The organism is Nocardia mikamii NBRC 108933, from assembly GCF_001613505.1.
Lineage (GTDB): Bacteria > Actinomycetota > Actinomycetes > Mycobacteriales > Mycobacteriaceae > Nocardia > Nocardia mikamii.
Window position 1 is genome coordinate 453,098 of sequence record NZ_BDCM01000014.1, and the last position, 25,123, is coordinate 478,220.

At 68.7% G+C, this 25,123-nt stretch carries 21 protein-coding genes; 6 read left to right on the forward strand and 15 right to left on the reverse strand.

The features are described from left to right. The first annotated feature begins 48 nt into the window (after positions 1 to 48). Positions 49 to 819: a sirohydrochlorin chelatase gene (locus NMI01S_RS23675; protein ID WP_063001036.1), complete on the forward strand. Its 771-nt coding sequence runs from the start codon at positions 49 to 51 to the stop codon at positions 817 to 819. Between the two features lie 45 nt (positions 820 to 864). Here the strand turns inward: NMI01S_RS23675 and NMI01S_RS23680 are convergent, their stop codons facing one another. Continuing rightward, entirely contained in the window at positions 865 to 1,653 is a 789-nt protein-coding gene (locus NMI01S_RS23680) for an HAD family hydrolase (protein WP_063920828.1), read from the reverse strand. 187 nt (positions 1,654 to 1,840) lie between these two features. On the opposite strand from NMI01S_RS23680, the gene NMI01S_RS23685 reads away from it, so the two are divergent. Continuing rightward, complete coding sequence (locus NMI01S_RS23685; RefSeq protein ID WP_063000548.1) at positions 1,841 to 2,602, forward strand: SDR family NAD(P)-dependent oxidoreductase; 762 nt, start codon at positions 1,841 to 1,843, stop codon at positions 2,600 to 2,602. A gap of 9 nt (positions 2,603 to 2,611) precedes the next feature. Here the strand turns inward: NMI01S_RS23685 and NMI01S_RS23690 are convergent, their stop codons facing one another. Next, on the reverse strand, positions 2,612 to 3,544 hold the full coding sequence (locus tag NMI01S_RS23690) for a helix-turn-helix transcriptional regulator (protein WP_063000550.1): 933 nt from the start codon (positions 3,542 to 3,544) through the stop codon (positions 2,612 to 2,614). Positions 3,545 to 3,633: 89 nt separating this feature from the next. Here NMI01S_RS23690 and NMI01S_RS23695 point away from each other — a divergent pair, with 89 nt between their 5' ends. After that, positions 3,634 to 4,032 carry a VOC family protein gene (locus NMI01S_RS23695; RefSeq protein WP_063000554.1) on the forward strand — a complete coding sequence of 133 codons (399 nt, stop codon included), beginning with the start codon at positions 3,634 to 3,636 and terminating at the stop codon, positions 4,030 to 4,032. A gap of 104 nt (positions 4,033 to 4,136) precedes the next feature. Here NMI01S_RS23695 and NMI01S_RS23700 read toward each other — a convergent pair whose 3' ends face one another. The 3 genes from NMI01S_RS23700 to NMI01S_RS23710 all read right to left on the reverse strand — a co-directional run bounded on the left by NMI01S_RS23700 (position 4,137) and on the right by NMI01S_RS23710 (position 9,457). Continuing rightward, on the reverse strand, positions 4,137 to 6,431 hold the full coding sequence (locus NMI01S_RS23700) for an Hsp70 family protein (RefSeq protein ID WP_063000556.1): 2,295 nt from the start codon (positions 6,429 to 6,431) through the stop codon (positions 4,137 to 4,139). A gap of 420 nt (positions 6,432 to 6,851) precedes the next feature. Beyond that, complete coding sequence (locus NMI01S_RS23705) at positions 6,852 to 8,435, reverse strand: FAD-dependent oxidoreductase (RefSeq protein ID WP_063920829.1); 1,584 nt, start codon at positions 8,433 to 8,435, stop codon at positions 6,852 to 6,854. A gap of 14 nt (positions 8,436 to 8,449) precedes the next feature. Further along, positions 8,450 to 9,457, reverse strand: coding sequence for an AurF N-oxygenase family protein (locus NMI01S_RS23710; protein ID WP_063000560.1), 1,008 nt, complete (start codon positions 9,455 to 9,457; stop codon positions 8,450 to 8,452). 282 nt (positions 9,458 to 9,739) lie between these two features. Between NMI01S_RS23710 and NMI01S_RS23715 the strand changes: the two genes are divergently transcribed. Together NMI01S_RS23715 and NMI01S_RS23720 are read left to right on the forward strand one after the other, a co-directional pair. Next, complete coding sequence (locus NMI01S_RS23715; RefSeq protein WP_063000562.1) at positions 9,740 to 10,399, forward strand: GntR family transcriptional regulator; 660 nt, start codon at positions 9,740 to 9,742, stop codon at positions 10,397 to 10,399. Continuing rightward, complete coding sequence (locus tag NMI01S_RS23720; RefSeq protein WP_063000564.1) at positions 10,399 to 11,664, forward strand: MFS transporter; 1,266 nt, start codon at positions 10,399 to 10,401, stop codon at positions 11,662 to 11,664. Before NMI01S_RS23715 ends, NMI01S_RS23720 begins: the two co-directional genes overlap by 1 nt. Positions 11,665 to 11,840: 176 nt before the next feature. On the opposite strand, the gene NMI01S_RS23725 is transcribed toward NMI01S_RS23720, so the two are convergent. The 8 genes from NMI01S_RS23725 to NMI01S_RS35565 form a co-directional block, all read right to left on the reverse strand. Next, positions 11,841 to 13,037, reverse strand: coding sequence for an Hsp70 family protein (locus tag NMI01S_RS23725; RefSeq protein ID WP_157126324.1), 1,197 nt, complete (start codon positions 13,035 to 13,037; stop codon positions 11,841 to 11,843). Between the two features lie 467 nt (positions 13,038 to 13,504). Continuing rightward, complete coding sequence (locus NMI01S_RS23730) at positions 13,505 to 14,500, reverse strand: sulfate/molybdate ABC transporter ATP-binding protein (RefSeq protein WP_063000566.1); 996 nt, start codon at positions 14,498 to 14,500, stop codon at positions 13,505 to 13,507. Further along, positions 14,497 to 15,306 carry a sulfate ABC transporter permease subunit CysW gene (cysW, locus tag NMI01S_RS23735; RefSeq protein WP_036499655.1) on the reverse strand — a complete coding sequence of 270 codons (810 nt, stop codon included), beginning with the start codon at positions 15,304 to 15,306 and terminating at the stop codon, positions 14,497 to 14,499. Before cysW ends, NMI01S_RS23730 begins: the two co-directional genes overlap by 4 nt. Further along, positions 15,303 to 16,214, reverse strand: a complete 912-nt coding sequence (cysT, locus tag NMI01S_RS23740) for a sulfate ABC transporter permease subunit CysT (RefSeq protein WP_439956295.1) — start codon at positions 16,212 to 16,214, stop codon at positions 15,303 to 15,305. The genes cysW and cysT overlap by 4 nt, the downstream gene beginning before the upstream one ends. Positions 16,215 to 16,250: 36 nt before the next feature. Next, positions 16,251 to 17,309 carry a sulfate ABC transporter substrate-binding protein gene (locus tag NMI01S_RS23745; protein WP_063000570.1) on the reverse strand — a complete coding sequence of 353 codons (1,059 nt, stop codon included), beginning with the start codon at positions 17,307 to 17,309 and terminating at the stop codon, positions 16,251 to 16,253. A gap of 189 nt (positions 17,310 to 17,498) precedes the next feature. Next, entirely contained in the window at positions 17,499 to 17,591 is a 93-nt protein-coding gene (locus NMI01S_RS36440; RefSeq protein WP_310400397.1) for an Ms4533A family Cys-rich leader peptide, read from the reverse strand. Positions 17,592 to 17,826: 235 nt separating this feature from the next. After that, entirely contained in the window at positions 17,827 to 18,084 is a 258-nt protein-coding gene (locus NMI01S_RS23750) for a hypothetical protein (RefSeq protein ID WP_063000572.1), read from the reverse strand. 114 nt (positions 18,085 to 18,198) lie between these two features. Next, on the reverse strand, positions 18,199 to 18,513 hold the full coding sequence (locus NMI01S_RS35565) for a hypothetical protein (protein ID WP_157126325.1): 315 nt from the start codon (positions 18,511 to 18,513) through the stop codon (positions 18,199 to 18,201). A gap of 111 nt (positions 18,514 to 18,624) precedes the next feature. Between NMI01S_RS35565 and NMI01S_RS23760 the strand changes: the two genes are divergently transcribed. Beyond that, on the forward strand, positions 18,625 to 20,673 hold the full coding sequence (locus tag NMI01S_RS23760) for a glycoside hydrolase family 15 protein (RefSeq protein ID WP_063000576.1): 2,049 nt from the start codon (positions 18,625 to 18,627) through the stop codon (positions 20,671 to 20,673). A gap of 62 nt (positions 20,674 to 20,735) precedes the next feature. Here the strand turns inward: NMI01S_RS23760 and NMI01S_RS23765 are convergent, their stop codons facing one another. Beyond that, positions 20,736 to 22,520: a P-loop NTPase family protein gene (locus NMI01S_RS23765; RefSeq protein ID WP_245716989.1), complete on the reverse strand. Its 1,785-nt coding sequence runs from the start codon at positions 22,518 to 22,520 to the stop codon at positions 20,736 to 20,738. Beyond that, positions 22,517 to 24,946, reverse strand: coding sequence for a hypothetical protein (locus tag NMI01S_RS23770; protein WP_063000577.1), 2,430 nt, complete (start codon positions 24,944 to 24,946; stop codon positions 22,517 to 22,519). Before NMI01S_RS23770 ends, NMI01S_RS23765 begins: the two co-directional genes overlap by 4 nt. Positions 24,947 to 25,123: the final 177 nt, after the last annotated feature.

The window sequence follows — 25,123 nt, forward strand, 5'->3', positions numbered from 1 at the left end:
GCATTCGGGAACGGCGAGCGGTCGCTGCGGCCGTTCGCCGCGCATGCGATGCCCTCCGGCGCGGGGCTTGCCGGAGACGGGGACGGGCGCGCCCCGGCATTCATCGCGGTCGCACACGGCAGCCGTGATCCGCGTTCCGCGGCGACAATGTCGGCCGTGGTCGCCGAGATCGCCGAGCAGCGTCCGGATGTCGACGTACGACTGGCATTCCTGGATCTGAACACCCCCTCGGTGGAGCAGGTCATCGATGCCGTTGCGGCACAGGGACATACCGAAGCCATCGTCGTTCCGTTGCTGCTGGGCAGCGCGTTTCACGCCCGGGTGGATCTGCCCGGCATGCTGGCGGCCGCCCGCCACCGGCATCCGTTGCTGCGGATCACACAGGCCGATGTGCTCGGAACCGACGCGCGACTCGTGGCTGCGTTGCGGGATCGAGCGCTCGGCGCGGGCGCCGATCGCGACGATGCCGGCCTGGGTATCGCGGTCGCAGCCGTCGGGTCCTCGTCCGCGGCCGCCAACCGGATCACGGCCGAGGTCGCGGCGGCGCTCACGCACGGCACCCGCTGGCGGTCCGCGATCTGCTTCGCGACCACCCAGCCGTCGCCGGCCCGAGCGGTGTCGGAACTGCGCAGCCGGGGAGCCCGCCGGGTGATGGTGGCGCCGTGGTTCCTCGCCCCGGGACTGCTCATCGATCGGCTGGCCGAGGCCGAACCCGGCCTCGTACACGCACCCCCGATCGGGCCGCACCGGTTCCTCACGGAGGTCGCGCTCGACCGTTATCACGCCGCCGGGCGGCCGTCTCTCGAGCTCTCGGCCTGATTCGGCCCGGCCTCGCGTCGGTCGCGCGGCTTCGGACGCCGGGGCTCATCCTCCGAACCAGCGCTCCAGCACCAGGGCCGCCCCGTCCTCGCTGATATCGGCGGTCGTTTCGTCGGCGAGCTCGTGAACCGGAGGCACCGCGTTCCCCATGGCGACGGAATGCCCTGCCCAGGTGAGCATTTCGATGTCGTTGTAACCGTCGCCGATGGCCAGGGTCTGCTCCAGCGGGATGTCGAGAGCCAGGCGAAGTTGTTCCAGCGCCCAGCCTTTGGACACACCCTGTTTGGACGCGACCAGCCACGGCTCGTCCTCGCCGTGCACCCAGCCGGCACCGGGGAGATCGAGTTCGCCGACGGCGTCGATCATTTCGTCGAGGCTGCCGCCGGGCCACCAGCCGTTCAGCCGCGTGGTGGGTTCCAGGCTCAACTCCGCGTCGTCGACGAAGCGGAATTCGCCCAGCCGGAAACTGCCGGGGTAGTAGCCGGTGGCCCAGGTGCCCACGCCCACCTTCTCCACCGACAGCACCATGTCGGGCAGCAGTGCGCGCAGTGTCGCGACCGCCGGTTCCGGATCGAAGGTGTGCACAGCCAGCGGCTCCCAGTTCGAAATATCGACGTGCACAGCGCCGTTCGAGCACAGCGCCTGGCCCTCCTCGAGTCCCAGCTCCTCCATCACGAGACGGGTGGCCAGCAGGGTGCGGCCGGTGGTGATCACCACATGAGCGCCCGCGTCGACCGCGGCGCGCACGGCCGCACGCACCCGCGGGCTCATGGGTGCGCCCGCCTGCAGGATGGTCCCGTCCACATCCAGGGCAATCAGTCGAGGACTGTTCACCGAGTCATTGTCACCGATCGTGCATCTGCACTGACAGTCCCGCCTCCGTTACCCGGCGGTATGCCGGCCCGGCCGTTGCATGACGTATCAACTACAGGTCCGAATCCCGCCAGCTTTGCCGGCTCCGCGCGACTTGACTGGCATCTGCCACGAGATCTCGTGGCAGACAACGGATATGGAGACGACAATGGACAACCGGTTCGAATCGAAGGTCGTGCTGATCACCGGCGCGAGCAGTGGGGTCGGTGCGGCCGTGGCCCGGCGCGTGGCAGCCGAGGGCGCCGCGGTGGTGCTGGGCTCCCGAGGTAAGGAGGCCGGGGACCGGATCGCAGCGGACATTCGCTCCGAGGGCGGCCGGGCCGTCTTCGTGCCGACCGACGTCACCGTGGCCGAGGACGTGGAGCGGCTCACCCGCACCGCCATCGACGAATTCGGGCGACTGGACGCGGCATTCAACAACGCCGGGGCCGTCAACTCCTTCGGCCAGGTGCAGGACATCGACGAAAACGGCTGGCGCGCCGATCTGGAACTGAATCTCACCGGCGTGTACTTCGGCCTGCGCTCCCAGGTCCCCGCACTGCTGGCGTCCGGCGGCGGGGCGATCCTGAACAACGCCTCCAACCTCGGCGTGGTCGGCATGGCCTCGGTCGCTCCGTACGTCGCGGCCAAACACGGCGTGGTCGGCCTGACCCGCGCGGTAGCGCTGGAGACGGCCGCCGAGGGCGTGCGGGTCAACGCACTGGTCTCCGGCGCGGTGGATACTCCCGCATTCCGCTCATCCATGGGTGCCACGCCCGAAGGCGAGGCAGCGGTCGCGGCGCTGCATCCCCTCGGCCGGATCGCCCGCGCGGAGGAGATCGCATCCCTGTGCGCCTACCTTCTCTCCGACGAGGCGAGCTTCGTCACCGGCGCGGCGGTCGCCGTCGACGGCGGTTTCACCGCCTGCTGAGCTCTCGGATCAGCGATAGATCGCGGTGAGTTCGGCCGCCAGCGCGGCCAGCTCGCGCCGAACCGATTCGGGGGCAACGACTTCGAGGCGTCCTCCGAATCCGGCGAGCTGTTCGGCGATCGCGCGCGGCAGGTGGGCGCTGACCCGCAGCCGCACCCGGCCGTCGTCGACCGGACCGTCCTCGACGCAGTGCCGGCCCAGCCGATCACGCAGGACCGGCACGATCCTGGCATCGGCGTGCACGATCGCCGACACGTCGCCGCGGCGGCGTTCCATCTGCTCGACGATGTCCGACCACGCCTGCGCCAGGTCGAAATCCGCCGGGACGACGGTGACGCCGTCCTCGACGGTCACCTCGCTCATGCGATCGACCCGATAGGTCCGGCGCCCTCGGCCGGTTCCGGCGATCAGGTACCACACCGCGTCCTTGTCGACGACGCCCCACGGCTCGACGACACGTTGGCGACCGTCCGGGCCGTAGCGGAAGCGGACAGGTCGTCGCCGGGTGACGGCCTGCTGCAGCACCGCGACCTCCGGCGGCTCCGAGTGTGGCTGCCGGCCCCAGCCGACCGGGTCGATCAGCGTCGCCGCCGAGGCGGCCAACGCCTCCTCGCGAAACGTCTCCGGCAAGGCCCGCAACAATTTTCGCAGCGCAGATCGGGTGGCCGGCGAGGCCGAGGCGGCCGGGCCGAGCAGCAGGAACAACGCCCGCGCCTCGTCGGCTTTCATTCCGCTGAGGTCGGTCCGGGCGCCGCCGACCAGCGCCCACCCCCCGCCGCGTCCGGGCTGCGGATAGACCGGAACCCCCGCCGAGGACAGCGCCTCGAGGTCGCGGCGCGCGGTCGCCACGGATACCTCGAGCTCCCTGGCGACCTCGGCGGCGGTCACCCGGCCCCTCGCCTGCATCAGGAGCAGCGTGGCGATCAGACGGTCGGCGCGCATACGGCCATTCTGCCGAACAAAGTGCTCATTTGGTGAGCACTTTGAGCGCGAAGATCGTATGAGAGACCGCAACGACCGAGGAGAGACCGATGCTGCGAGGAATGACAACGGTGTCCTACTACGCCGACGACCTGGCCGCCGCCAAGCGCTGGTACAGCGAATTGCTCGATACCGCACCGTATTTCGAAGTGCCGGGCTATATCGAGTTCCGCATCGGCGACTACCGGCAGGAACTCGGCATCATCGACCGCCGCTACTGCCCGGACCCCGCCCACCGGACCGGCGGCGCGCTGCTGTACTGGCATGTCGACGATGTGGACGCGTCCCTGCGCCGGCTCCGGGAACTCAGCGCTGCCGAACATCAGCCCGTCACCGAACGCGGTCCGGGCTTCGTCACCGCCTCGGTGATCGACCCGTTCGGCAATCTGCTCGGCATCATGTCCAACCAGCACTACCTCGACGTCCTGGATCAGCGGCCGGCCTCGTAACCGCAGGCCCGGCATCGTAGCCGCAGGCCCGGCATCGTAGCCGCAGGCCCGGCATCGTAGCCGCGGGCCCGGCATCGGTGGCCGAACCCGGTCGGCACACCGTGTCAGTGACCGAAGCCGCCGGCGTGAAAACCACCGCCGAGCCCACCACCGCCCAGTCCACCACCGTGGAAGCCACCGCCGGGGGTGGCACCCAGGCCGGGATGGCTCGGCGCGACGCCGCCGGGGCGAACGGGGGCGGCCGGGGCGGGGTTCGTCGCGCCGGGGCGGGTAGCGCCGCCGGGAGGTGTGGCCGTGCCGCCCCCGGGGCCGGGAGTGCGGGCCGTTCCCGCGCCGGGGACGGTATCGGAAGACGGTGTACCGGGAGCGGTTTGGGCGCCACCGGCCGGCGCGGAATCGGTGCCGCCACCCGCGGGAGCCGACGAACCGGGCTTCGCGTGGTCCCCCGCGTTCGCCGCACCGTTGGAGTTCGTGCCGTCGCCGGACGTTCCCGCACCACCCGGATTCGTTCCGGTGTCGGAGTTCGTAGCGTCACCGGAGTGTGCCGCGCCCGAGTTCGCGGCTCCCGAGCTCTGCGTATCGGAGTTGCCCGTACCGGAGCTCTCGGCACCGGAGCTCTCGGTACCCGAGTTCTCCGCGCCCGAGTTCTGCGCACCACCGGAGTTCGCGGAGTCGCCCTGCGGCCCATGCGATTCGGCACTGGTCGAACCCGGGCCGTTCGACGGCGTACTCGCGCCTCCGGCGGGATTCGAGTCGGCGTCCGACGTCGCGCCCGAGCCCGCACCGCTGTCCGCGGTGCCGCTCGAGTGGCCCGATCCCGGAGTGGACGCGGCCTCACCGGAATGCGAATCTCCGGACGTCGCACCGGCAGGCGCGGTCGTGTCGCCGATGGGCGCGGGGTTCGTACCGGGCGCGGGCGTGGTCGAACCGTCCGGTTTCGGCGCCGGGTTCCCGGACTTCGACGAGTCCCCGGATGTGGAACCGTCGGGCGGGGTGCCCTGGTCACCGGATCCCGGCTGACCGGGATGTCCCGTGCCGGGCAGGTTACGGGCCGCGGCGCCGGCGGCCAGGAGCGCCGCCGCACCCGAGTTCACGAACGGCATGGGATTGGTGAAACGCGCCGGATCGGAGTAGGTCCTCGCCCGGGGCGGAACACAGGGTGTGACGGCACCGTATTCGCGCAGCGCGTTCTCCACCCGATCGGTCATGCTGCGCGAAAAGTCGTGCGCCGCACCGGCGTAGCCACGCAAACCGGACAGCGAGGTGCCCATCAGGGTGTCGGCCCGGGCCGCCAGCGCCGCGAATCCGGCCCCGAATCCCGGCGCCTGCGGCAGCTCACCGATCTGCTCGCGCAACGCGTCCGCCGGGCCGGCCAGCGCGGGGGCGAATTCCATGATCGGACCGTCGGTACCGAGCGGGCCACCGCCGATCATGGTCGCCGCCGACATCGCGAGGGCGGAGACGACCGCGGCGGAGGACACGACCGCCGCCCCCCGGGCATACCGCCCGACCGTGCTGTTGCTCGCGGCGAATCGGGCCGAGGCGATGGCGGCGCCGGTCGCGACCGTATGCGCCGGATCCGGCGGGACGATCACGGGAGGTCCCAGTTCGGCCAGCACCTCCGCGACCTCGACCGGCCGCGCGGCGCCCCCGACCAGCAGCACGCGGTCGATGTCGTCGATGCTCACCCGCGCACGCTTCAGGCAATCGCGCACCACCCGAAGGGAATTGCGCACATGCCACGCGCGCAGGCGCCGGGTGTCCTCGGTGGGCACCACCTTCGACACCGGGGCCGGTACGTCCGGAGCCAGCGCCCGCGCGTAGCGCGCCAGGACGGCGCCCAGCGGCCGGCCGCCGTAGGCATCGGAGCGCAGCGCCGAGCCGAGCACCCCGCGCTGATTCCATTCCGCCTCGGTCCGGACCACCGCGACGTCCAGGCTGTTGGCGCCCAGATCGTAGACGAGCGTGGAACTGCTTGTGGTAAGGCCGTATTCGTCGTCGAGCCATTCCACGGCGGCCACCGGTTCGGGCATCAGAATCACATCGAAGGCGCCGCGGCGATGCAGCGCGTACTGCAGTGACGCGATCTGCCGGTCGGTATAGCAGGCGGGATAGGTGAGGACCGGCCCGGCCTCCGGACCGCTCGCATCGATCAGGCAGGTGGCCACCGCGGCGACCAGATCGGCCGAGGATCGGATCCGGCCGCCCAGCGACACCGGCTCGCGCGGCTGGGTGAGATCGGCGAAATCCGTGACCACCGGTGCGAATCGAGGCGCTCCCCCGACCCGCACCGCTCCGGACCGGTCGACGGTGACCGCCGTGCGGCGCACGCGGACCGCCGGACGGTCGCGATCACCGGCAGTTGCCGCCCACACGGAATTCACTGTGCCGATGCTCATGCCGAAGCCAACCGTCATTGCCATCCCGTCAACGCACCGAGACCACGGCCCCAGTGGTTCAACCATGTGGTCGCGGTCGTTTACCAAATAGCGAACACAGGTTAGCTGGTCGGTCTCGATCACGGAAACCGAATGGGCGGAAAAGCTTTCACGCTCACCGGTCGATCACGCAAAAGACCTGATAGGACACGGTAGATGACAAGATCGGAAGACTGAATTCACCTACCGCAGGAGAATAGCTGGCAAAACTGGCCATTTCACAGTTGATCCCACGGAATACCGACCGGTTTTCTATGGAATTGCGACAATGACATTCACGAGACCGAATTCGAGGCAGTCATGCCGAATGACTGGACGGTTGCCGAAAACGACAACCGCCCCGATCCGTACGGATCGGGGCGGTCGGTCGAGATATCCGGCTCAGGAGCGAGCGAGCAGCTTGCGCTTCCACCACGGCTGGGCCGTGGCACCTCCGCGCACCGCGTCGGGACGGCGGCGCTGGACCAGCCGATCGAAATCGGCGGCGTCGGCGGTGGGCCGGCGCAGACGGCCGGCATTGAAGTCGTCGACCAGCTGCCGCACCGTCTGCTGTGCGCAGGACTTGTTGGTGCCGATGAAGCCCGTCGGGCCGCGCTTGATCCAACCGGTCACGTAGGTTCCCGGAACCACCGCGCCGTCGGCGGATTCGAGCACCCGGCCGTCGGCGTTCGGGATGACACCGGCGCGCTCGTCGAACGGCACCCCCGCCACGGCCACACCGCGGTAACCCACCGAGGCGAGAACCAGCGCGGTGTCGAGGGTCTCGATCTCCTCCGTCGCGACGGCCCGGGTGACACCGGCCTCGTCGGTGACGAGTTCGTTGCGCACCAGCTCGATCCCGGTCACCCGGTCGGTACCGACCAGCGCCACCGGCGAGGACAGATAGCGGAAGACGATGCGCTTGCGGGCGCCCACCGGGCGGTCGGCCACACTGCGCAGTAACTTCAGCTTCTGTTCGACCTTCTGCGGCAGGTCCGGAGTCGGTTCCGGCACATCACCTTCCACGACGATGTCGAGATCGGAGCCGAGCAGCCCCACGAATTCGGGGACGGTGAAGGCGGATTCGGCCGGGCCGCGGCGACCCACGATCACCACTTCCTCGATCTTGCTGTGCCGCAGTGCGTCCAGCGCCGCCGGCGAGACCTCGGTGGCATCGAGCAATTCGGGATCCATGGTGAGAATCCGGGCCACGTCGAGCGCGACATTGCCGTTGCCGACGATCACCGCGCGCCGCTGTGACAGATCGAAACTGCGGCGCGCATAGTCGGGATGGCCGTTGTACCACGCCACGAACTCGGTCGCGGACAGGCTGCCGGGCAGACCCTCGCCGGGAATACCGAGCTTGCGGTCGGAGGAGGCGCCCACGGCGTAGACCACCGCGTCGAAGTGGTCCAGCAGTTCGGCGTGCGAGATATCGTCGCCCACCGCCACATTCAGATACGACCCGAATCCGGGCTGCGCGGAGATCACATCGAACAACCGGCTCACCTGCCGGGTCCGGGTGTGGTCGGGTGCGACACCGTGGCGGGCCAGGCCGTAGGGCACCGGCAGCCGGTCGAATACCGTCACCGTCACGTCCGGCTGGGTGAGCAGCTCGTCGGCGGCATACATCGCCGAGGGGCCCGAACCCACGATTGCGACGCGCATCGCGCCCCGATCGGTGTCGACCTCGGCGGCGGGCACCGGCTTGGCCAACAGGGGACGCGGGCGCGCCTGACGATAGAAATCGGCGTTGATCTCGATGAACGGCTTCTGCTCCGCGGTGAGCTTCTTCGAGGAGGTGATGGCGTCCACCGGGCAGGCCGTGGCACACGCCCCGCAGTCCACGCATGCCGCGGGGTCGACGTACAACATCTCCGCCGTCAGAAAATCCGGTTCGTCGGGCGTGGGATGGATGCAGTTGACCGGGCATGCGTAGACGCAGGAGGCGTCGCTGCAGCACGACTGGGTGACTACATACGGCACTGTATGGCTACCCTTCAGGCGGCTTTGGTCTTGGCGCGCTGCGGCTCGGAGCGGTACCGGCTGGCCGGACCGTCGATCTTCAGCAGCTTCCAGACGTTCTTCGAGATCGGGTTCATCAGGCCCAGCTCCTTGGCCAGCGCCCGCACGTCGATGAAGTAGTCGGCGAAGGTCTGCCGCGCCTCGGCGGAGCCGTAGAACAGTTCCTTGCGGACGTCCTCCGGGATGTCGAACTCCTTGAAGAAGGACTTCGGCGGGGTGGCGATGGACCGGCCGAGGATCCACATCACGATCGGCATGGCCAGCGACAGCACGAACTTCGCGGCCGGATTCGACTCCGGCACATGCTTCTTCAGGAATTCGTGCGCGAAGGAGATGTGGCGCGCCTCCTCGGCGACGTGGATCGCCATGACTCCGCGCATGATCGGATGCACTTCCTCGCCGGAGCGCAGGATCTGCTTCTGGATGTGGTCGATCGGCTCCTCACCGGCGAGGACCGCCATGAAGAACAGGTTCGGGAACCGGGCGGCGACCGGCGCGGCGAAGTAGCGGAGCTTGCGGACCAGCGGGCCCATCCCCGGCACGTCGATGCCGATCCGGTTGACCATCTCCTGGAACATCAGGGTGTGGTTGTGCTCCTCGATCATCTCGTGGGAGCAGTACCGGAACTCGGGCGAGCCGTTGGGCAGGCTGAAGTTGTGCGTGACCATGCCGCTGATCAGGATCGACTCGAACTGCAGGCCGACCTTGGCGACATTGGCCTGGCGGTACTTGCCGAGGGCGATCTTCTGCTCGTCCGACAGCGCCTTGTACCAGGGGTGACGCCCCAGCGGGTCGGCGGATTCCGGAAGGATCCACCGCTTCTCGCCGGCGGTCGCGGCGAAATCGGGGTTGTCCCAGTCGATGTCGGTGAACGGATCGAAGTGCTTGTTGACCGACCCCTCGGACAGCAGGAGCAGCTTCTGGGCGTATTCCATGGCCTCGGCGACCACAGGGTCTACTTCCGGCGTCGCGGCAACGGACATCGTCGTCACAGCCTCTCCATCTCGCATGGGTAACTGTTTCCCATAGTTACACCTATAGCGGCGGAGGTCAACACCGGCGACCGGCCCTGCCGGACACGATCGCGCAACCCCGCCGATAGTGGGCCGTATTCCCAGCTCAGCGACAGCCCAAACAGCATTACCGGGCCGTACTGTGCGGGGCGTCACATCGGTTGCGATGCCCTCGCAACACACCGCGGGGCCGCCCGGACGTGTCCGCACCCACATGGCAATTCATCCCATGTCCCCGCTAAGCTACAACTTGTGTCTAAGACGTATTCAGCGGCTGAGCGCGCCTACCGGGAGATCAAGGAGCGCATTCTGACCGGCGCGCTGCCCGGCGGAGAGCTGATCAGCGAGGGCGAGATCGCGAACGATCTGGGTACCTCCCGCACTCCGGTCCGGGAGGCATTCCTGCGGTTGGAGACCGAGGGCTGGATGCGGCTGTATCCCAAACGCGGCGCACTGGTTGTCCCGATCCCCTCGCACGAGGCCGAGCACGTCGCCCATGCCCGCTATGTCGTGGAGACCGCGGCGGTACGCGCCCTCACCGCCGACGACCGGCCGCCGCTGCTCGACACACTGCGCGAATCGCTGACCCGCCAGCGCGAACTCGTCGCGAACCTCGATGCCTCCGACGGGCAGGCGCTGTCGCGCTTCGCCACCGAGGACACCGACTTCCATCGCGGCTACGTGGTCGCCGCGGGCAACCCGCTGCTCACCGGGTTCTACGACTCGCTGCGCGAACGCCAGCGGCGGATGAACAGCGTCGCCCTGCACCGCGCGCCGATGAATACCGCCCGCATCGTGGAACAGCATGCGCGGCTGACGGATCTGATCGCCGCCGGAGATACCACGGCCTTCGATACCGCACTCGCCGACCATCTGTCGGGTGTGCACCAGCTCGAACTGAGAGGACTGTGATGACCGCACCGGCCGCCGTCGATTTCCGCCCGGCCCGCGTCGCCACCGCCCCTCGCGCCTGGTGGGGCGTGGCCGCGGCGATCTTCGCGATCGCTTGGGGCGGAAACGAATTCACCCCGCTGCTGGTGATGTACAAGAACGACGGCCTGCCGGTCACCACCGTGAATCTGTTGCTGTTCGAGTACGTCCTGGGCATCGTGCCGGCGCTGCTGATCGGTGGACCGCTGTCGGATCGCTACGGCAGGCGGCGGCTGATGCGGCCCGCCCCGCTGATCACCGCGGTGGGATCGACGCTGCTGGCCTTCGGCTCCGGCGTGGTGCCGATGTTGTCGATCGGACGCGTCCTGTGCGGAGTCGGTCTCGGGCTGGCGATGGCCGTGGGCAGCAGCTGGTTGAAGGAGCTCTCGCAGCCGCCGTTCGGGCCCGCCTCGGCCCCCGGCATCGGGGCTCGGCGCTCGGCGATGAGTCTCACCGGCGGTTTCGCCATCGGAGCCGGAGTGGCCGGCGTGCTGGCACAGTGGGCGCCGTGGCCTGCCACCCTGGCCTATCTGATCAATGTGGCGCTGTGCCTGATCGCGGCCGTGCGGGTACTGCGCGCACCGGAAACCGTGGCGCCGCAACCGGTTCGCAAGCCGCTGCGCGACGATCTGCGGATTCCGGCGGCCGGCCACCGGCGGTTCCGCCGCATCGCACTACCGCTGGCGCTGTGGCTGTTCACCTCCGCCGCGGCCGCGTACGCGATCCTGCCGACGCTGGCCGCCGATCGCATCACCGGGATGCCGATCGCGTTCTCCGCGCTGATCACGGTGATCACACTCGGATGCGGTTTCGCGATCCAATCGGTGGCGCGGCGAATCGACCTGCCGGGTACCGCGCGAATCGCGGCGCTGTCGCTGGCGCTGACCACGGCCGGCATGGCCGCGTCGGTGTACGCGGCGGCGACCCTGCAGTTGTGGGCCGTCATCGCGACCGCGGCCGTGCTCGGTTTCGGATTCGGCATCGGCATGGTCGCCGGACTGCAGGAGATCGAGCGGATCGCCCGGCCGGACGATCTCGCCGGGCTGACCGCGGTGTTCTACTCGGTGAGCTACCTCGGATTCGGTTCGCCGGCGCTGCTGTCGCTGCTGCACAACGCGCTGCACATCGGTTATCCGGTGATGTTCGCGGCCGGCGCGGTCATCGCCCTCGGATGTCTGGCGGTGGTACTCAACAACTATCGGGATCCGGACCGCGCGAGTGTCGTCGAGCGACGAATGAGCCGGTAGGTCGAGTCGGGCAGGGGCGTCGTCGGCCCGCGCCACCCGGCACCTCGGCATCAACGCGCCCCGCGACTGTCGGCATCAACGCGCCCCGCGACTATCGGCATCAACGCGCCCCGCGACTGCCTCCGCTGCCGGCGGGTGCAGTCGCGGGGACAGTCCGCGTGCGCGGCGGCAGGCCGTCAGCGCTGCACGTGCACGATTCCGGCGCCCATGGATTGCGCTCCCGCTTCGTCTCCCACCACAGCCGTCGCCGCGAACAGCGCGCCGCCGGCCGCGACCGCGATGGTGACCGCGACCCGGGTCAGGCGGCGGCGCAGCATGCGCGGCGGCTCGGCCCGTTCGGGGGCATCGGCGATATCGCTCTCCCGGGCCGATTCGGCGGCGCGGCGCGCGAGAACGGCCGCGCCCTCGGCGATCGTGCGCTCCGGATCCGGGGCGACGATCACCGGCCGCGCCAGCGCCGAGGCCAGGACCGCGGCGACTTCGGGCGGGCGGGCGGCGCCGCCGACGACCAGCACACAGTCGACATCGGCCATCGTGACCCGGGCCCGTCCGAGGCATTCGTACACCACATCCAGCGACTCGCGGACGTGCGCGGTGCGCAGTGCCGTGATCGCGGAGTCGGCCGCCGACGACTCACAGGCGCGCCAGTCGTCCTGGGCGGCCATCTTCGCGCCGAAGGCGCGGCCACCGAAGGCCGTGGAGCGCAACGGTTCCCCGATCACCGGCCGGGCGGGTGTACCGGCGCCGATGCGCACCAGAGTCACGGTCAGCCCGGATCCGCCGAGGTCGTAGACCAGCGCCAAGCCCGGCATCAGCGGCCCGTGCGCCACCGACAGCCAGGCCGCGGCCGCCACCGGTTCGGCCACCAGGGCGGCATGGGACAACCCGATCGCGTCGAGGGCCTCGCGCAGTTCGAGTACCCGGTCGTCGCCGTAACTCACCGGATGTGTCACGGCGACAGCGGTTTCCGGATTGCGAGCGTCGGCGGTGGCCACCACGTGGGCGGACACGTCCGCGACCACGGTACGCGCCACGGTCGCCACCAGATCGGCCGCCGACAGTGAACGATGACGCACGCGCGCGGTGCGTCCACGCTCGGTCAGATCGGCGAAATCGGTCACGGCACGGCCGTGGCGCGGGATGCGGCCGACACGCGCGGCGCCGCTACTGTCGAAAGTGAGTGTCGTGCGCCAGGTTCCCGGCGCCGTGCGCTGCTGCGACAGCGCTGATCCAGGGCCGGAGGCCCGTCTGCGCCCACCGGATTCGCCGGACGCGCCGCGCTTGCGGCCGCGCGCGTGCTTGCCGCTCTCAGCAGTATCGATGGCGCACACCGTGTTGACCGTGCCGATACTCACTCCGAGCCCAACCGTCATCACAATTCCCCTCGATCGACGAGCGTACGTTCGCTGACATGTCCCGAGCAGGCATCAGGCAATCATTGTGCTGAGAACTTGCCAAGCACCGGACAATCAGTTGTCCGCTCAACCGCCGCACTTCGCGGTGAACCCCCCGACCCCACAGATATACCGGTTCACCTGCGGTAACAAATCAGGCAATTTATACGCGCAGTGGACATTTCGCGACACCGACCGACCGGTACGGGTTTGCCAGCAAACGTCCGAATACCCTCGGACACCGTATACCGGCGCTCAGGCAGCCGGGGGCGCATCCGGCGAAAGACCCGCTCCCCCAGTGCCGCACGAACACCGATGCGCATCGGCGATTCCAGGTCGCGGTCCGCTCGACAGCGAGCCGGCGGATGGCCACCGATGAATGAGCCTGGCGAATCCAGGGTTTCGGCCGCCGCGGACAACCGGCGTCCGTACCACCGTCGGTGAGATCAGGCGGCCGGCAGTTCCGGGATGCGGGTGGCGCGGGCGAAGACGGTCTCCCCCTCCGTCAACCGCAACGCCTCCGCGTCACCGCGCGTGACCTGCGCGGTGAACAGGTCGCCGGTGGCCGCGTTGCGCAGTTCGAGGCGAACCTCGAAACCCAGGCGGACGACCCGCTCGACCGTCGCGCGGGTGACCCCCGCCGATTCCGCCGTGCCCTCGTGTTCGGCCAACGCCATACCGGGATCGCGGCCGATGCGAATATCGTGCGGGCGCACCAGATGTCCGTTCAATTTGGCCACCGCACCGAGGAAGGACATGACGAATTCGTTGGCGGGGCGGTCGTATACGTCCTCGGGCGTTCCGACCTGTTCGATGCGACCGGCGTTCATCACCGCGATCCGGTCGGCGACGTCGAGCGCCTCCTCCTGATCGTGGGTGACCAGCACGGTGGTGACGTGCACTTCCTCGTGCAGGCGGCGCAACCAGGTGCGCAGATCGTGGCGCACCTTGGCGTCGAGAGCGCCGAACGGTTCGTCGAGCAGCAGCACCTGTGGATCGACGGCCAGTGCCCGGGCCAGCGCCATCCGCTGCCGCTGACCACCCGACAGCTGCGCCGGATAGCGATGCTGGAAGCCGTCCAGGCCCACGATGCCGAGCAGTTCGTCGACGCGCTTGCGGATTTCGTTCTTCGGCCGCTTGCGGATCTTCAATCCGAACGCCACGTTGTCGCGCACGGTCATATGTTTGAACGCCGCGTAGTGCTGGAACACGAAGCCGATATCGCGCTTCTGCGGGGAGACCCGGGTGACGTCGCGGTCGGCGATGGTCACGATGCCCGAATCCAGCGATTCCAGGCCGGCGATCGAGCGCAGCAGCGTCGACTTCCCGGAACCGGAAGGCCCGAGCAGTGCGGTCAGTTCACCGGAGGGGATGTCCAGGCTGACGTTGTCGAGGGCGGCGAACGAACCGTAACGCTTGTTCGCGTCGGTGACGGTAATCATTTGGCAGTGCCCCGCTTGCGTTCGAGGAGGGTCATCAGGATGAGCGTGACGAGCGCCATGGCCATGAGCAGGGTCGCCGCGCAGTAGGCGCCGAAGGTGTTGTGGTCGTTGATGTAGCGACCGTGCACCAGCAGCGTCAGGGTCTGGGAAATGCCGGGCAGTCCGGACGACACCATGATCACCGCGCCGAATTCGCCGAGGGCGCGAGCGACGGTGAGCACGATGCCGTAGGTCAGGCCCCACCGGATGGCCGGCAGGGTGATGCGCCAGAAGGTCTGCCAGCGGTTGGCGCCCAGGGTCGCCGCCGCCTGTTCCTGATCGTCGCCGATCTCGTGCAGGACCGGAACGACCTCGCTGACCACGAAGGGCAGCGTCACGAAGAGGGTGGCGATCACCATGCCCGGCAGGCCGAAGATCACCCGGAATCCGAAACTGTCGAGGCCGCCGAACCAGCCGCCGACACCCCACAGCATGATCAGCGATACGCCGACCACCACCGGCGACACCGCGAACGGCAGATCCACGACACCCTGAATCAGCGTGCGCCCCCGGAAGTTTCCGCGCACCAGCGCGATGGCGGTGATGACTCCGAAGACCACGTTGAGCGGCACCACGATCGCGACGATCAACAGCGAGAGGTTGAACGCCGAGATCGCGGCGGGTGTGGTGATGGAATCGAGGAATGCGCCGATTCCGTGCTCGAAGCTGCGCCAGAGAATGATCACCAGCGGAGCCACCAGCAACACGATCAGATACGCGAGCGCGATCACACGCAGCGAAATCCGGGACGGGGCGGACAGTTTCATCGGCTGGCCTGTTCCTTGCGGGCGGTGCGTTCGGAGAAGACGCGCAGGATCAGCAGGGTGGCGAAGGAAATCGCCAGCAGCGCCACCGAAACGGCCGCCGCGTTCACCGGACGGTCCACCTCGATCTGCTGCTGGATGTACTGCGACGCCACCTGGGTACGGCGCGGAATATTGCCGCCGATCAGCACCACCGACCCGTATTCGCCGATGGCGCGCGCGAAGGCGAGACCACCGCCGGAGATGATGGCCGGCGCGAGCGACGGCAACACCACGCGCCGGAAGATGGTCAGATTGTTCGCGCCCAGCGACGCCGCGGCCTGCTCCACTTCCTTGTCTGCTTCGATCAGCACCGGCTGCACCGAGCGCACGACGAACGGCAAGGTCACGAACGCCAGCGCTACCACCAGTCCCGGCTGGGTGGCGTTCAGGTGGATACCGACCGGGCTCTGCGGCCCGTAGAGCGATAGCAGCACGATGCTCGCCACGATCGTCGGCAGCGCGAACGGCAGATCGATCAGGGCGTTGACGAAGCTCTTCCCCGGGAAATCGTCGCGCACCAGCACCCACGCCACCACCGTGCCCATGACGACGTTGATCACGGCGACGACCACCGAGACGAGGACCGTCACCCGCAGCGCGTCCAGTGCCGCGGGCGCGGTGACCGCGTCCCAGAAGCCCGACCAGCCGTCGTCGAAGGAGTGGACCGTCAGTGCGGCCAACGGCAACAAGACGATGACGCTCAGCCACAGCACCGTGATCGCGAGGCCGAGCGAGCCGGCCGAACCGGTGAGCCGCGACCGCCAGGCCGGACCGGCGGACTGCTTCTGCTGCTGCCCGGAAACGCCGGGACCAGGGGTCCCGGCGTCGGTACTACTGCCGATATCGACCTTCGTACTGCTGTCAGTCACAGTTATCCAGTATTCCGTGCGCTCCGGGCCACCGGTCTACTTGGTGGCTTTGTCGTAGAGCACCGCGACGCTGCCGGTGTTGGGGGTGAACAGATCCTTGTCGACCTGCTTCCACCCGCCCAGATCGGCGATCGTCCACAGCTTCTGCGGCGCCGGGAAATCCTTGCCGTACTGCGCGGCGACCTGCGGATCGACGGGACGGAAACCGGCCTCCGCCCATGCCTTCTGACCGGCCTTCGAGTACAGGAAGTCCTTGAACGCCACGGCCGTGGTCGGGTTCTTGGCGTTCTTCGTCACGGCCACCGGATTCTCGATCTTGAAGGTGGTCGGCGGTATGACGTGTTCGATCGGATCCCCGCTGCGCTCGGAGAAGATCGCCTCGTTCTCGTAGCTGAGCAGCACGTCACCGGTGCCCTGCAGGAACGTCTCGGTCGCCTCCCGGCCGGACTTCGGCTGCACCTTGATGTGGTCCTTGGAGATCAGCTTGCCCAGGTAGTCCAGGCCCGCCTGCGGATTCTTGCCGCCGTCGCTCTCCGCGGCATAGGGCGCCAGCAGGTTCCACTTGGCCGAGCCGGAGCTGAACGGGTTCGGGGTCACCACCTCGACGCCGGGCTTGAGCAGGTCGTTCCAGTCGTGGATGCCCTTGGGGTTGCCCTTGCGGACCGCGATCACGACGACCGAACCGAACGGCACGCCCTTGTTGGCGTCGGCATTCCAGTTCGAGTCGACGAGTCCGGCGTCCACCAGCCGGGTGATGTCGGGCTCGACCGAGAAGCTGACGACGTCGGCCTGCGCCCCGTCCTTCACCTTGCGGGACTGGTCACCGGAGGCGCCGTAGGACTGCTGGATCTGCGCGCCCTTGCCGGCCTCGGTCTTGTTGAATTCGGTGATCACCTTGTCGTAGCCCGGCTTGGCGACCGAGTAGGCGAACAGCGTCAACTGCCCGCCACCGCTGCTGGCGTTGCCACCCGCGGTGTCGCTCGAACCACCACTGCAGGCGGCGGTCAGTCCCACGGCCGCCAGCGCGGTGAGCGCGACGGCGATGCGCCCTCGGCGCACCGAGAACCAGGATCTGCTGGACGATCTGCGAGACATGGAAGCGACCTTTCCTGCCGCCCGCCACCGGCGCACACTGCGGCCGGGGCGGATGTAACTGTGATTGAGCGGTAGACCTGCCCCGGTGGATACCGGACAGTGGCGCGTGCGGCAGAGCCGCGGGAAGCGGAGACGCTGCGGAAGAGATGTGCGCCGGTCCGATGGAGAAGGCGCAGCGTGTCCGATCAGCTATCGACGACAGTGAATGTCCGCGACGACGAGACAGCCGACCGCGATCAACGCCAATTCATGGCGGACCTGCGGAACAACGCTCGATGACACGGGCAGACTCTAACAGAGCGTCCGGAACCGCGCGAATCGGTCGAAGAGGAAATCCGCCCGGCCCGGCGAGTCCGCGAAACCCGCCGATGACCGGCGGGAAGTATTAATGTTTCGGATTCCTGGCGGTCACCCGACGGCCCCGGAAACGAGATCCGGGGCCCGCGCCGACGGTGGTGAAGACCACAGTCACGCGAACCCCGGGGTGGGCACGTCCGGCACGAGCCGATCGGGCCGCCTACTCCTCGTCGGCGGACTCGGGCGGGCTCTCGTAGAGATCGAGCACCCACTCCTCGACGGCGATGTCCTCACCGTCCTCGTCGGGCTCGTCGGCGCGGAGCCGGTTCTGCAGCCGCACGCCCAGACCGAGCATTTGCGCGGCGCGCACCATCTCGATCGCCTCGTCGGCGGTGGTGTAGTGGGTCGCGATCAGTCGGGGGCCGTCCTCGATCTCCAGGAGCTGCTCGAGGTCGACGAATTCCTCATCGGTTGGCATGGGCTGCACAGTACCTGCAACCTCCGACAGCGGGGGATTATCGCGTCAGCAACCAGGCGACGACGATCAGCACGAGCAGCGCGATCAGCGCCAGCTGGACTCGCGAGCGGGGCATCAGATCGCTTCCTTCGGCATCGGACCCGGAGTGTGCATCGAGGCGCCGGCCAGCGCCGGCTCGGGCGGTACGAGGGTCGCCGCATCGGGCACGATCTCGGATGCGGCGTCGGCGGCCGCGAGGTCGGTCTCGGCGGCGGCCGACCGGTCCCGGCCGAGCAGTCGCAGCACGACCCGAAGTCCACGATCGAGCAGGTAGGCGATCAGGAAACTGACCGGCACCGCCCCGACCAGAACCACGACGAACTGCGGGAGGAACGGTAATCCGGCCACCCACAACTCGAAGCCGTCCCACCAGCCCGCGACATGATGCACGACCACCAGCCTAGTAGGTCACGGGTGCGTCGGCCGCGGGGCATGCCGACCGGCCGAGATCGAGCGCCGGCAGTCCCGGCGAACGCGACCGGAATCCACCATGATGGCTGTATGGCGGCCTACGACGAACCGATCACCGAACAACCCCTCATCGAGACGCTCGACGACATGTCTCCGCCGCGCGATGCCCTGGCCGATATCTCCGATGCCGAGATAGGGGCGAACTACCTGCCCATCTCCGCGGGCGTCGTGCACAAGTCGTCGTATCCGCCGATCGACGACTACGCCTTCCTCTCCGATTGCGAAACCTGCTGCCTCATCGCACGCAACGGCGCGGTCGAATGGATGTGCCTGCCCCGCCCGGATTCGCCCAGCGTGTTCGGCGCCATGCTCGATCGCAGCGCCGGGCACTTCCGGCTCGGCCCCTACGGCGTGAACGTGCCCGCGGCGCGGCGCTATCTGCCCGGCGGCATGATCGTGGAGACGACCTGGCAGACCGACACCGGCTGGATCATCGTCCGCGACGCACTGGTCCTGGGCCCCTGGCACAACAACGACCGGCGCAGCCGGACCTACCGCCGCACGCCGGAGGACTGGGACGCCGAGCACATCCTGCTGCGCACCGTGAAATGTGTCAACGGTGTGGTCGAACTGGAGATGAGCTGCGAGCCGGCCTTCGACTATCACCGGGCGCCCGCGAACTGGGAATACACCGGTGAGGTCTATGAGCGTGCCACCGCCACCGCCACCTGCTCCCACGACGAATTGCCCTGCGGGGAACTGGTTCTCACCACGGATATGCGGCTGGGCCTGGAGGGGCGCGAGGCGCGCGCCCGCACCCGCATGCGCGAGGGCGATCAGTTGTTCGTGGCGCTGTCCTGGTCGCCACTGCCGGCCCCGCGCACCTTCGCCGAGGCGGCGGAGAAGATGTGGCAGACCACCGAATGCTGGCGGCAGTGGATCACTCTCGGCAAGTTCCCGGATCATCCGTGGCGCGGCTTTCTGCAGCGCAGCGCACTCACACTCAAGGGCCTGATCTACTCCCCGACCGGCGCCCTGATGGCCGCCGCCACCACCTCCCTTCCGGAAACGCCGGGCGGCGAACGCAACTGGGACTACCGCTACAGCTGGGTGCGCGACTCCACCTTCGCGCTGTGGGGCCTCTACACGCTGGGCCTGAACCGGGAGGCCGACGACTTCTTCGCCTTCCTGCACGATGTGGCTACCGCGAAAGACGGTGAGGCGCAACCGCTTCAGGTGATGTACGGCATCGGCGGCGAACGTGATCTGGACGAGTCCGAGATCCCGCATCTGCACGGTTACGACGGCGCCAGGCCGGTTCGCATCGGCAACGGGGCCTATCAGCAACAGCAGCACGACATCTGGGGCACCATCCTCGATTCGGTGTATCTGCACGTGAAATCGCGGCAGCAGGTGCCGGAAACGTTGTGGCCGATGCTGAAGCGTCAGGTCGAGGCCGCGATCGAGAACTGGCGCAAACCCGACCGCGGAATCTGGGAGGTGCGCGGCGAACCGCAGCATTTCACCTCCTCGAAGGTGATGTGCTGGGTCGCGTTGGATCGCGGCGCGAAACTCGCCGAATTGCACGGCGAGGCCGACTACGCCGAGAAATGGGCCGCACTCGCCGCGGAGATCCACGCCGATGTGCTCGCCCACGGCGTGAACGACAAGGGCATCTTCACCCAGACCTACGGCGGCGACACCCTCGACGCCTCGCTGTTGCTGGTCGTACTCCTGCGTTTCCTGCCGCCCACCGATCCGCGGGTGCGCGCCACCGTGCTGGCCGTCGCCTCCGATCTGACCCAGCACGGTCTGGTGCTGCGCTACCGCACCGACACCACCGACGACGGATTGTCCGGAGCGGAGGGCACATTCACCATCTGCTCGTTCTGGCTGGTGTCGGCGCTGGTCGAGATCGGCGAGGTGCGCCGGGCGCGGCATCTGCTGGAACGACTGCTCGGATATGCCAGCCCGCTCAAGCTCTACGCCGAGGAGATCGACCCCTACACCGGGCGGCATCTGGGCAATTTCCCGCAGGCCTTCACCCACCTGGCATTGATCAACGCGGTGATGCACGTGATCCGGGCCGAACGTTCCACCGGCGCAGGCGGATTCCGTCCGGCTCATCCCGCGGGCTGACAGCGAGCGGGTGGTCCGATGTGCCCGGACCACCCGCCATGAATGTCACCGCACCCCGAACGCTAGGGCACGTCGGCGTTTTCGCGGATCTCCCGCAACCGCACCATCGACCGCTCGATTTCGGTGAGCCGCCGTTCGCGGCTCTCCGGCGAATTGATCGCCGCCGCCTCCTCGGCCGCGCGCAGTGATTCGTCCACCGACCGCAGCGTCTGATCCGCCAGATCCGTGAAGTGGTCACGCAACATGCGCTGCATGGCGCGCAGCCGGTGCCGCGATTCCTTGCCGACCTGGAAGATCACATCGTCCATCAGGCGGGCGACCGCCACCTTGGCCTCGGACTGGCGCCGCTCCCGGCGCTGCTTGCGGTCCTCCCACAGCGCGTTGATACCCAGCAGGGCGGCGGCCGCGCCCGAATACCAGTTCACCAGCGGCATTTTCAGCAAGCTGGTGAGCAGACCGACCATGAGCAGGCCACCGTAGGAACCGCGCATCACGTTCAGCAGCGACGAGGTGAAACTCCCCTTGGCGGTGTCGAGCGGCTCCAGCGAGGCCACGGGTTCGAGCACGTCGCCCGGATCCTCGAGTCGCAGATCGGGCAGCGGCACATCGCGCGAGTCGGCGGGGAATTTCGCGGTCACCTGCTCGGCCAGTTCCACCGCGCGATAGTGGGCGACGACGAAATTCTCCTCGACCGCTTCACAGATCCGGGAGTCCAGATCGGCGCCGAATTCGTCCCAGTTGCGGGCCGGGTCGCGCTTGGTGATCTCCGATTCGGCGTGGCGGACCAGACTGCGCAACCGGTGCCGCAGATCGTGTTCGATATCGGCCATCAGTTCCGAACAGCCGTCGGCGAGGGTGACCTGCCAGTTGGCGCTGCGGTGGCGCAGATCGGCGGCCTCGGCGCGCGCGGTGCGCAATTGGTCGGTGATCGCGGTGTAGCGCCGCGGATCACGCAGGGTTTCGGCCTCACTGCGCAAGGCCAGCCCCAGATGGTCGGTGATGGTGCGGATGTCGCGCAGCGCCGCTTCCCGGGCGACCGCGTCGGCGCGGGCGAGGACGTATCCGCGCAGATGGTCGATCAGTTGCGGCACACCGGATTCGATATCGCGGCGGTGATCGTTACCGGCGCGCAGATGCAGGTCGGCGGAGATCGGGGCGACCGCGAAACCCAGGCCGGCGGCGTCGAGCAGATCGCGGTTGCGCTGCTGCACCTGGCTCCAATGGCCGTAGCGGTCGATCTTGTTGAGCACGCACACCACGGTCGGGCACACCTGCCGGATACGCTGCAGCAGGGCGATCTGCTCGGCGGTGTATTCCGCGGCCGCGTCGCTGACGTAGAGCACGGCGTCGGCCGCGGCGATCAGCGACCAGGTGGTCGGCGCGTCCGCGGGGGCGCCGGGCGCGTCCATCACGACGAACCCCTCGGCCAGCAGCGGACTCGGATCGGTGAACTCGGCCCGGATCACGCCGGCCGCGCTCAGGGCCGGCCCGGGGTTCAGCGGGTCGACGGGCTGGCGTTCGGTGCGACCGCCGGGCAGTGAGCGCACCAGCGTGGCGCTCGCTTCCGGACCGTATTCGGCGATCACCGGAACGCTGACCTGACTGCCGGTCGCGCTGACCGCGCTGCCCACCAGTCCGTTGACCAGCGTGCTCATCCCGTTCTTGGGTTCACCGACGACCACCAGCCGCACGCGCGGGTCGGCCACCCGGGCCCGCGACATCCCCAACCGCGCGGTTAGGTCGGCCCGCCCCGCGGCGCGGGTCAGCTCGAGCAGTTCGTCGAGCTGCGCGAGCAGCGGCGCCATCGCGTCGGGATGTTTGGCACCCGGCGACTCCACCGCCGTCACAGCGGAAGCACGTGGAAATCGACGGGATGGTCCACCGGGTGGTGCGTCTCGGCGAAAGTGGTCTCGTGCAGGCCGCCGGACAGTCCGGCGGCGGACACGGTCGCCAGGCCGTGGCCGGAATCGGACCACAGCGAGGTGTCGTACGAATCCGTCACGGCCGCAACCGGTTTCACCGGAACGTGGGCGTTCGGCGCGGGGTCGATGGTGGCCGGTGGTTTGATCACGGTCGGCGGCTCCACAGGTGCGGTGTGCTGCACGGTCGGCACGGTCGGTTCGTGTGTCGGAATGGTCTGCTCGTGACTCGGCGGCATCGACTGCTGCGTCGGAACCTGCTGCGTCGGAACCTGCTGCGTCGGAACCTGCTGCGTCGGTACCGAATCCGGTTGCTGGGTCGGCAGCTGGGAACCGTGTGTCGGTGCGGTCGGATCGTCGGCGTTGCCGGACGCGGAGGTGTCGGCGCCCGCGGAGGTGCCCGGCGCATGCGTCGCGGTATGTCCCGGCGTCGACGCGTCCGAACCGGCGGAGGTCGACGGCCCGGAATCGCTGTCGGCATCGGACGGCGTCGTACCGGGGGTGCGGGTGGGATGACCGGAATCGGTGTCGCGGGGCACCGTCACGGTCGGCGTGGGCCGATCGACGGAATCGTGATCGGCCGAATCCCTGCCGGTCGAGGTACCCGGACGGGTGGCGGTGTGCTCACCGCCGGGCGTGGTCCCCGGCGCGTGCGAGGTGCTCGGCACGGCCGGCGTCTTCGTCGCATCGGTGCCGGGGGTCGTGGTGGCGTGCGACGTGGTGGTCGGCGTGTGGGTGGTGCTCCGCCCGGCGCCATCCGAGGGATCGTTCGCACCGCCGCCCGGCAGTCCGGCATCGGTATGGCGGGGCCGGTCGTCGAAGAGCGCCGGAACGGCCACCGCGGGTGCGGTCAGCGGGGACGGTCCCGCATGCGTGGTGATCACATTCGCGATCGGGTGGGTGGCGGCCTCGGGCTGAATCGTGGTCTGCAGCGGCGTCGCCGAGACCGGTTGGACGAACGCCGGCGCCGCAGCCGGCGCGACCGGAGCAGGGGCCGCGACGACCGGTGCGGCCGAAACCGGTTGCGGGGCCGCAACATTCGTCACCGGCGCGGACGCCTGAGCGGTGGAGAACGACGTCGGGCCGGGAGCGGCCGATGCCGCCATCGGACCGGACTGCGGCGCGAACGCCGGCGATCCGGGCACCGCGGCGCCGGGTCCGCCGGGCGCGGCGCCGGCCGGGCCCGCCGCGGCAGCAGGATGCGCGGCCTGCGACTGTGCGGCCGATGCGGTCGCCCCGGGCGCGGGCACAGTCGTGCCGTCAGCGGAGGTACCCGCAGCGTGGGTGACATCGGCGGCCGGGCCGACGCTCTGCCCTGCCGCAGCCGTGGCGTCGGGTTGCGTGGCGAAGCCGGGAAATTGGTGCGCGCTGTTGCCCAGCCAGTTGCCGTAGTCGTCGAGTTGATGGCCGACGTCGCCCACGGCGACGTCGACCTTCGTCTCGGTCGTGACCCAGATGCCGTCGAAGCCGATGTGGGCGTCCACCTTCATCTCGGTGCCCAGGAAGATCCCCATACCTCCACCGTCGCCGACTCCGTCGAAGGCGCCGGGGTGCCCGTCCTGAAGTCCGTTGTCGGAGCCGAAACCACCCGCGCCGAGACCGTTCATACCGGGCAGGTGCAGCCCGTTGGTGCCGGGAAGCCCGAGGCCGTGGCCGAGCAACGGCGTAGTCGGATGCGGGTCGGTACCCGACAGGCCGGAGTCGTCGCGCTGCTCGCCGGTCGTGTGGGCGCCACCGGGCAGGTCGAGTCCGCTCGAACTCGAGGCCGGACCCGACTCCTCGGCGCCGAAGCCGAACGGAGCACTCGAGGTGTGCAATCCGGGCATCGAAAGCCCGTGCCCGCCACCGAATTCCGGTGAATCGAAGTCACCGGTGCCGCCGAACCCGTGGTTCGAATGGGGGAACGGGAAAGGGGAGTCCGGAGATTCGCCGCCGGCCGCCGCCGGGAACTCGCCGAACGTCAGCGGCGACTGGTTGCCCTGCGGGAACTGCAGGCCCGGAAACGCATCCGTGCCGTGTTGTTCGGGCAGCGCGAGTCCCGGCGCGGGTGCGGCCGGGGCGTGCGGCGCGGAAGTCCCGAGATCCGGCGGAACGGAGGCCGGCGAGGGATCCGGGTATGTCACCACCGGGCTCGGCACATCGGGATGCGGATCGGCGGTGGACCAGCCGGTGATGTGACTGTTGTGCGATTCGTTCTCCGGCGCGGGCGAGCCGTTGGAAGCGATCAGCGCGCCCCCGGTGACGTACGCACCGGCCCGAGCCACCCGCGCGACACCGGTCGCCACGCGATATGCGGCATCGTTCGCATGATCGCCCGCGTCCGCATCATCGTCGAAGGGCAGCTCACGCGTCATACAAACTCCGCTCTCAGCGTTCGGCTGGCGAAACCGAACGGGGTGTTACCAAATCCGGGTCTTTTTACACCTTATTTCCGGAAAACTTGACTGTCACATCCTTCAGTTTTCTTTCAGGTGGACAGTTGACAGGTCACAGCGGCATCTTCCGAGCTTGCCACCGGAGGCCGTCTCCGG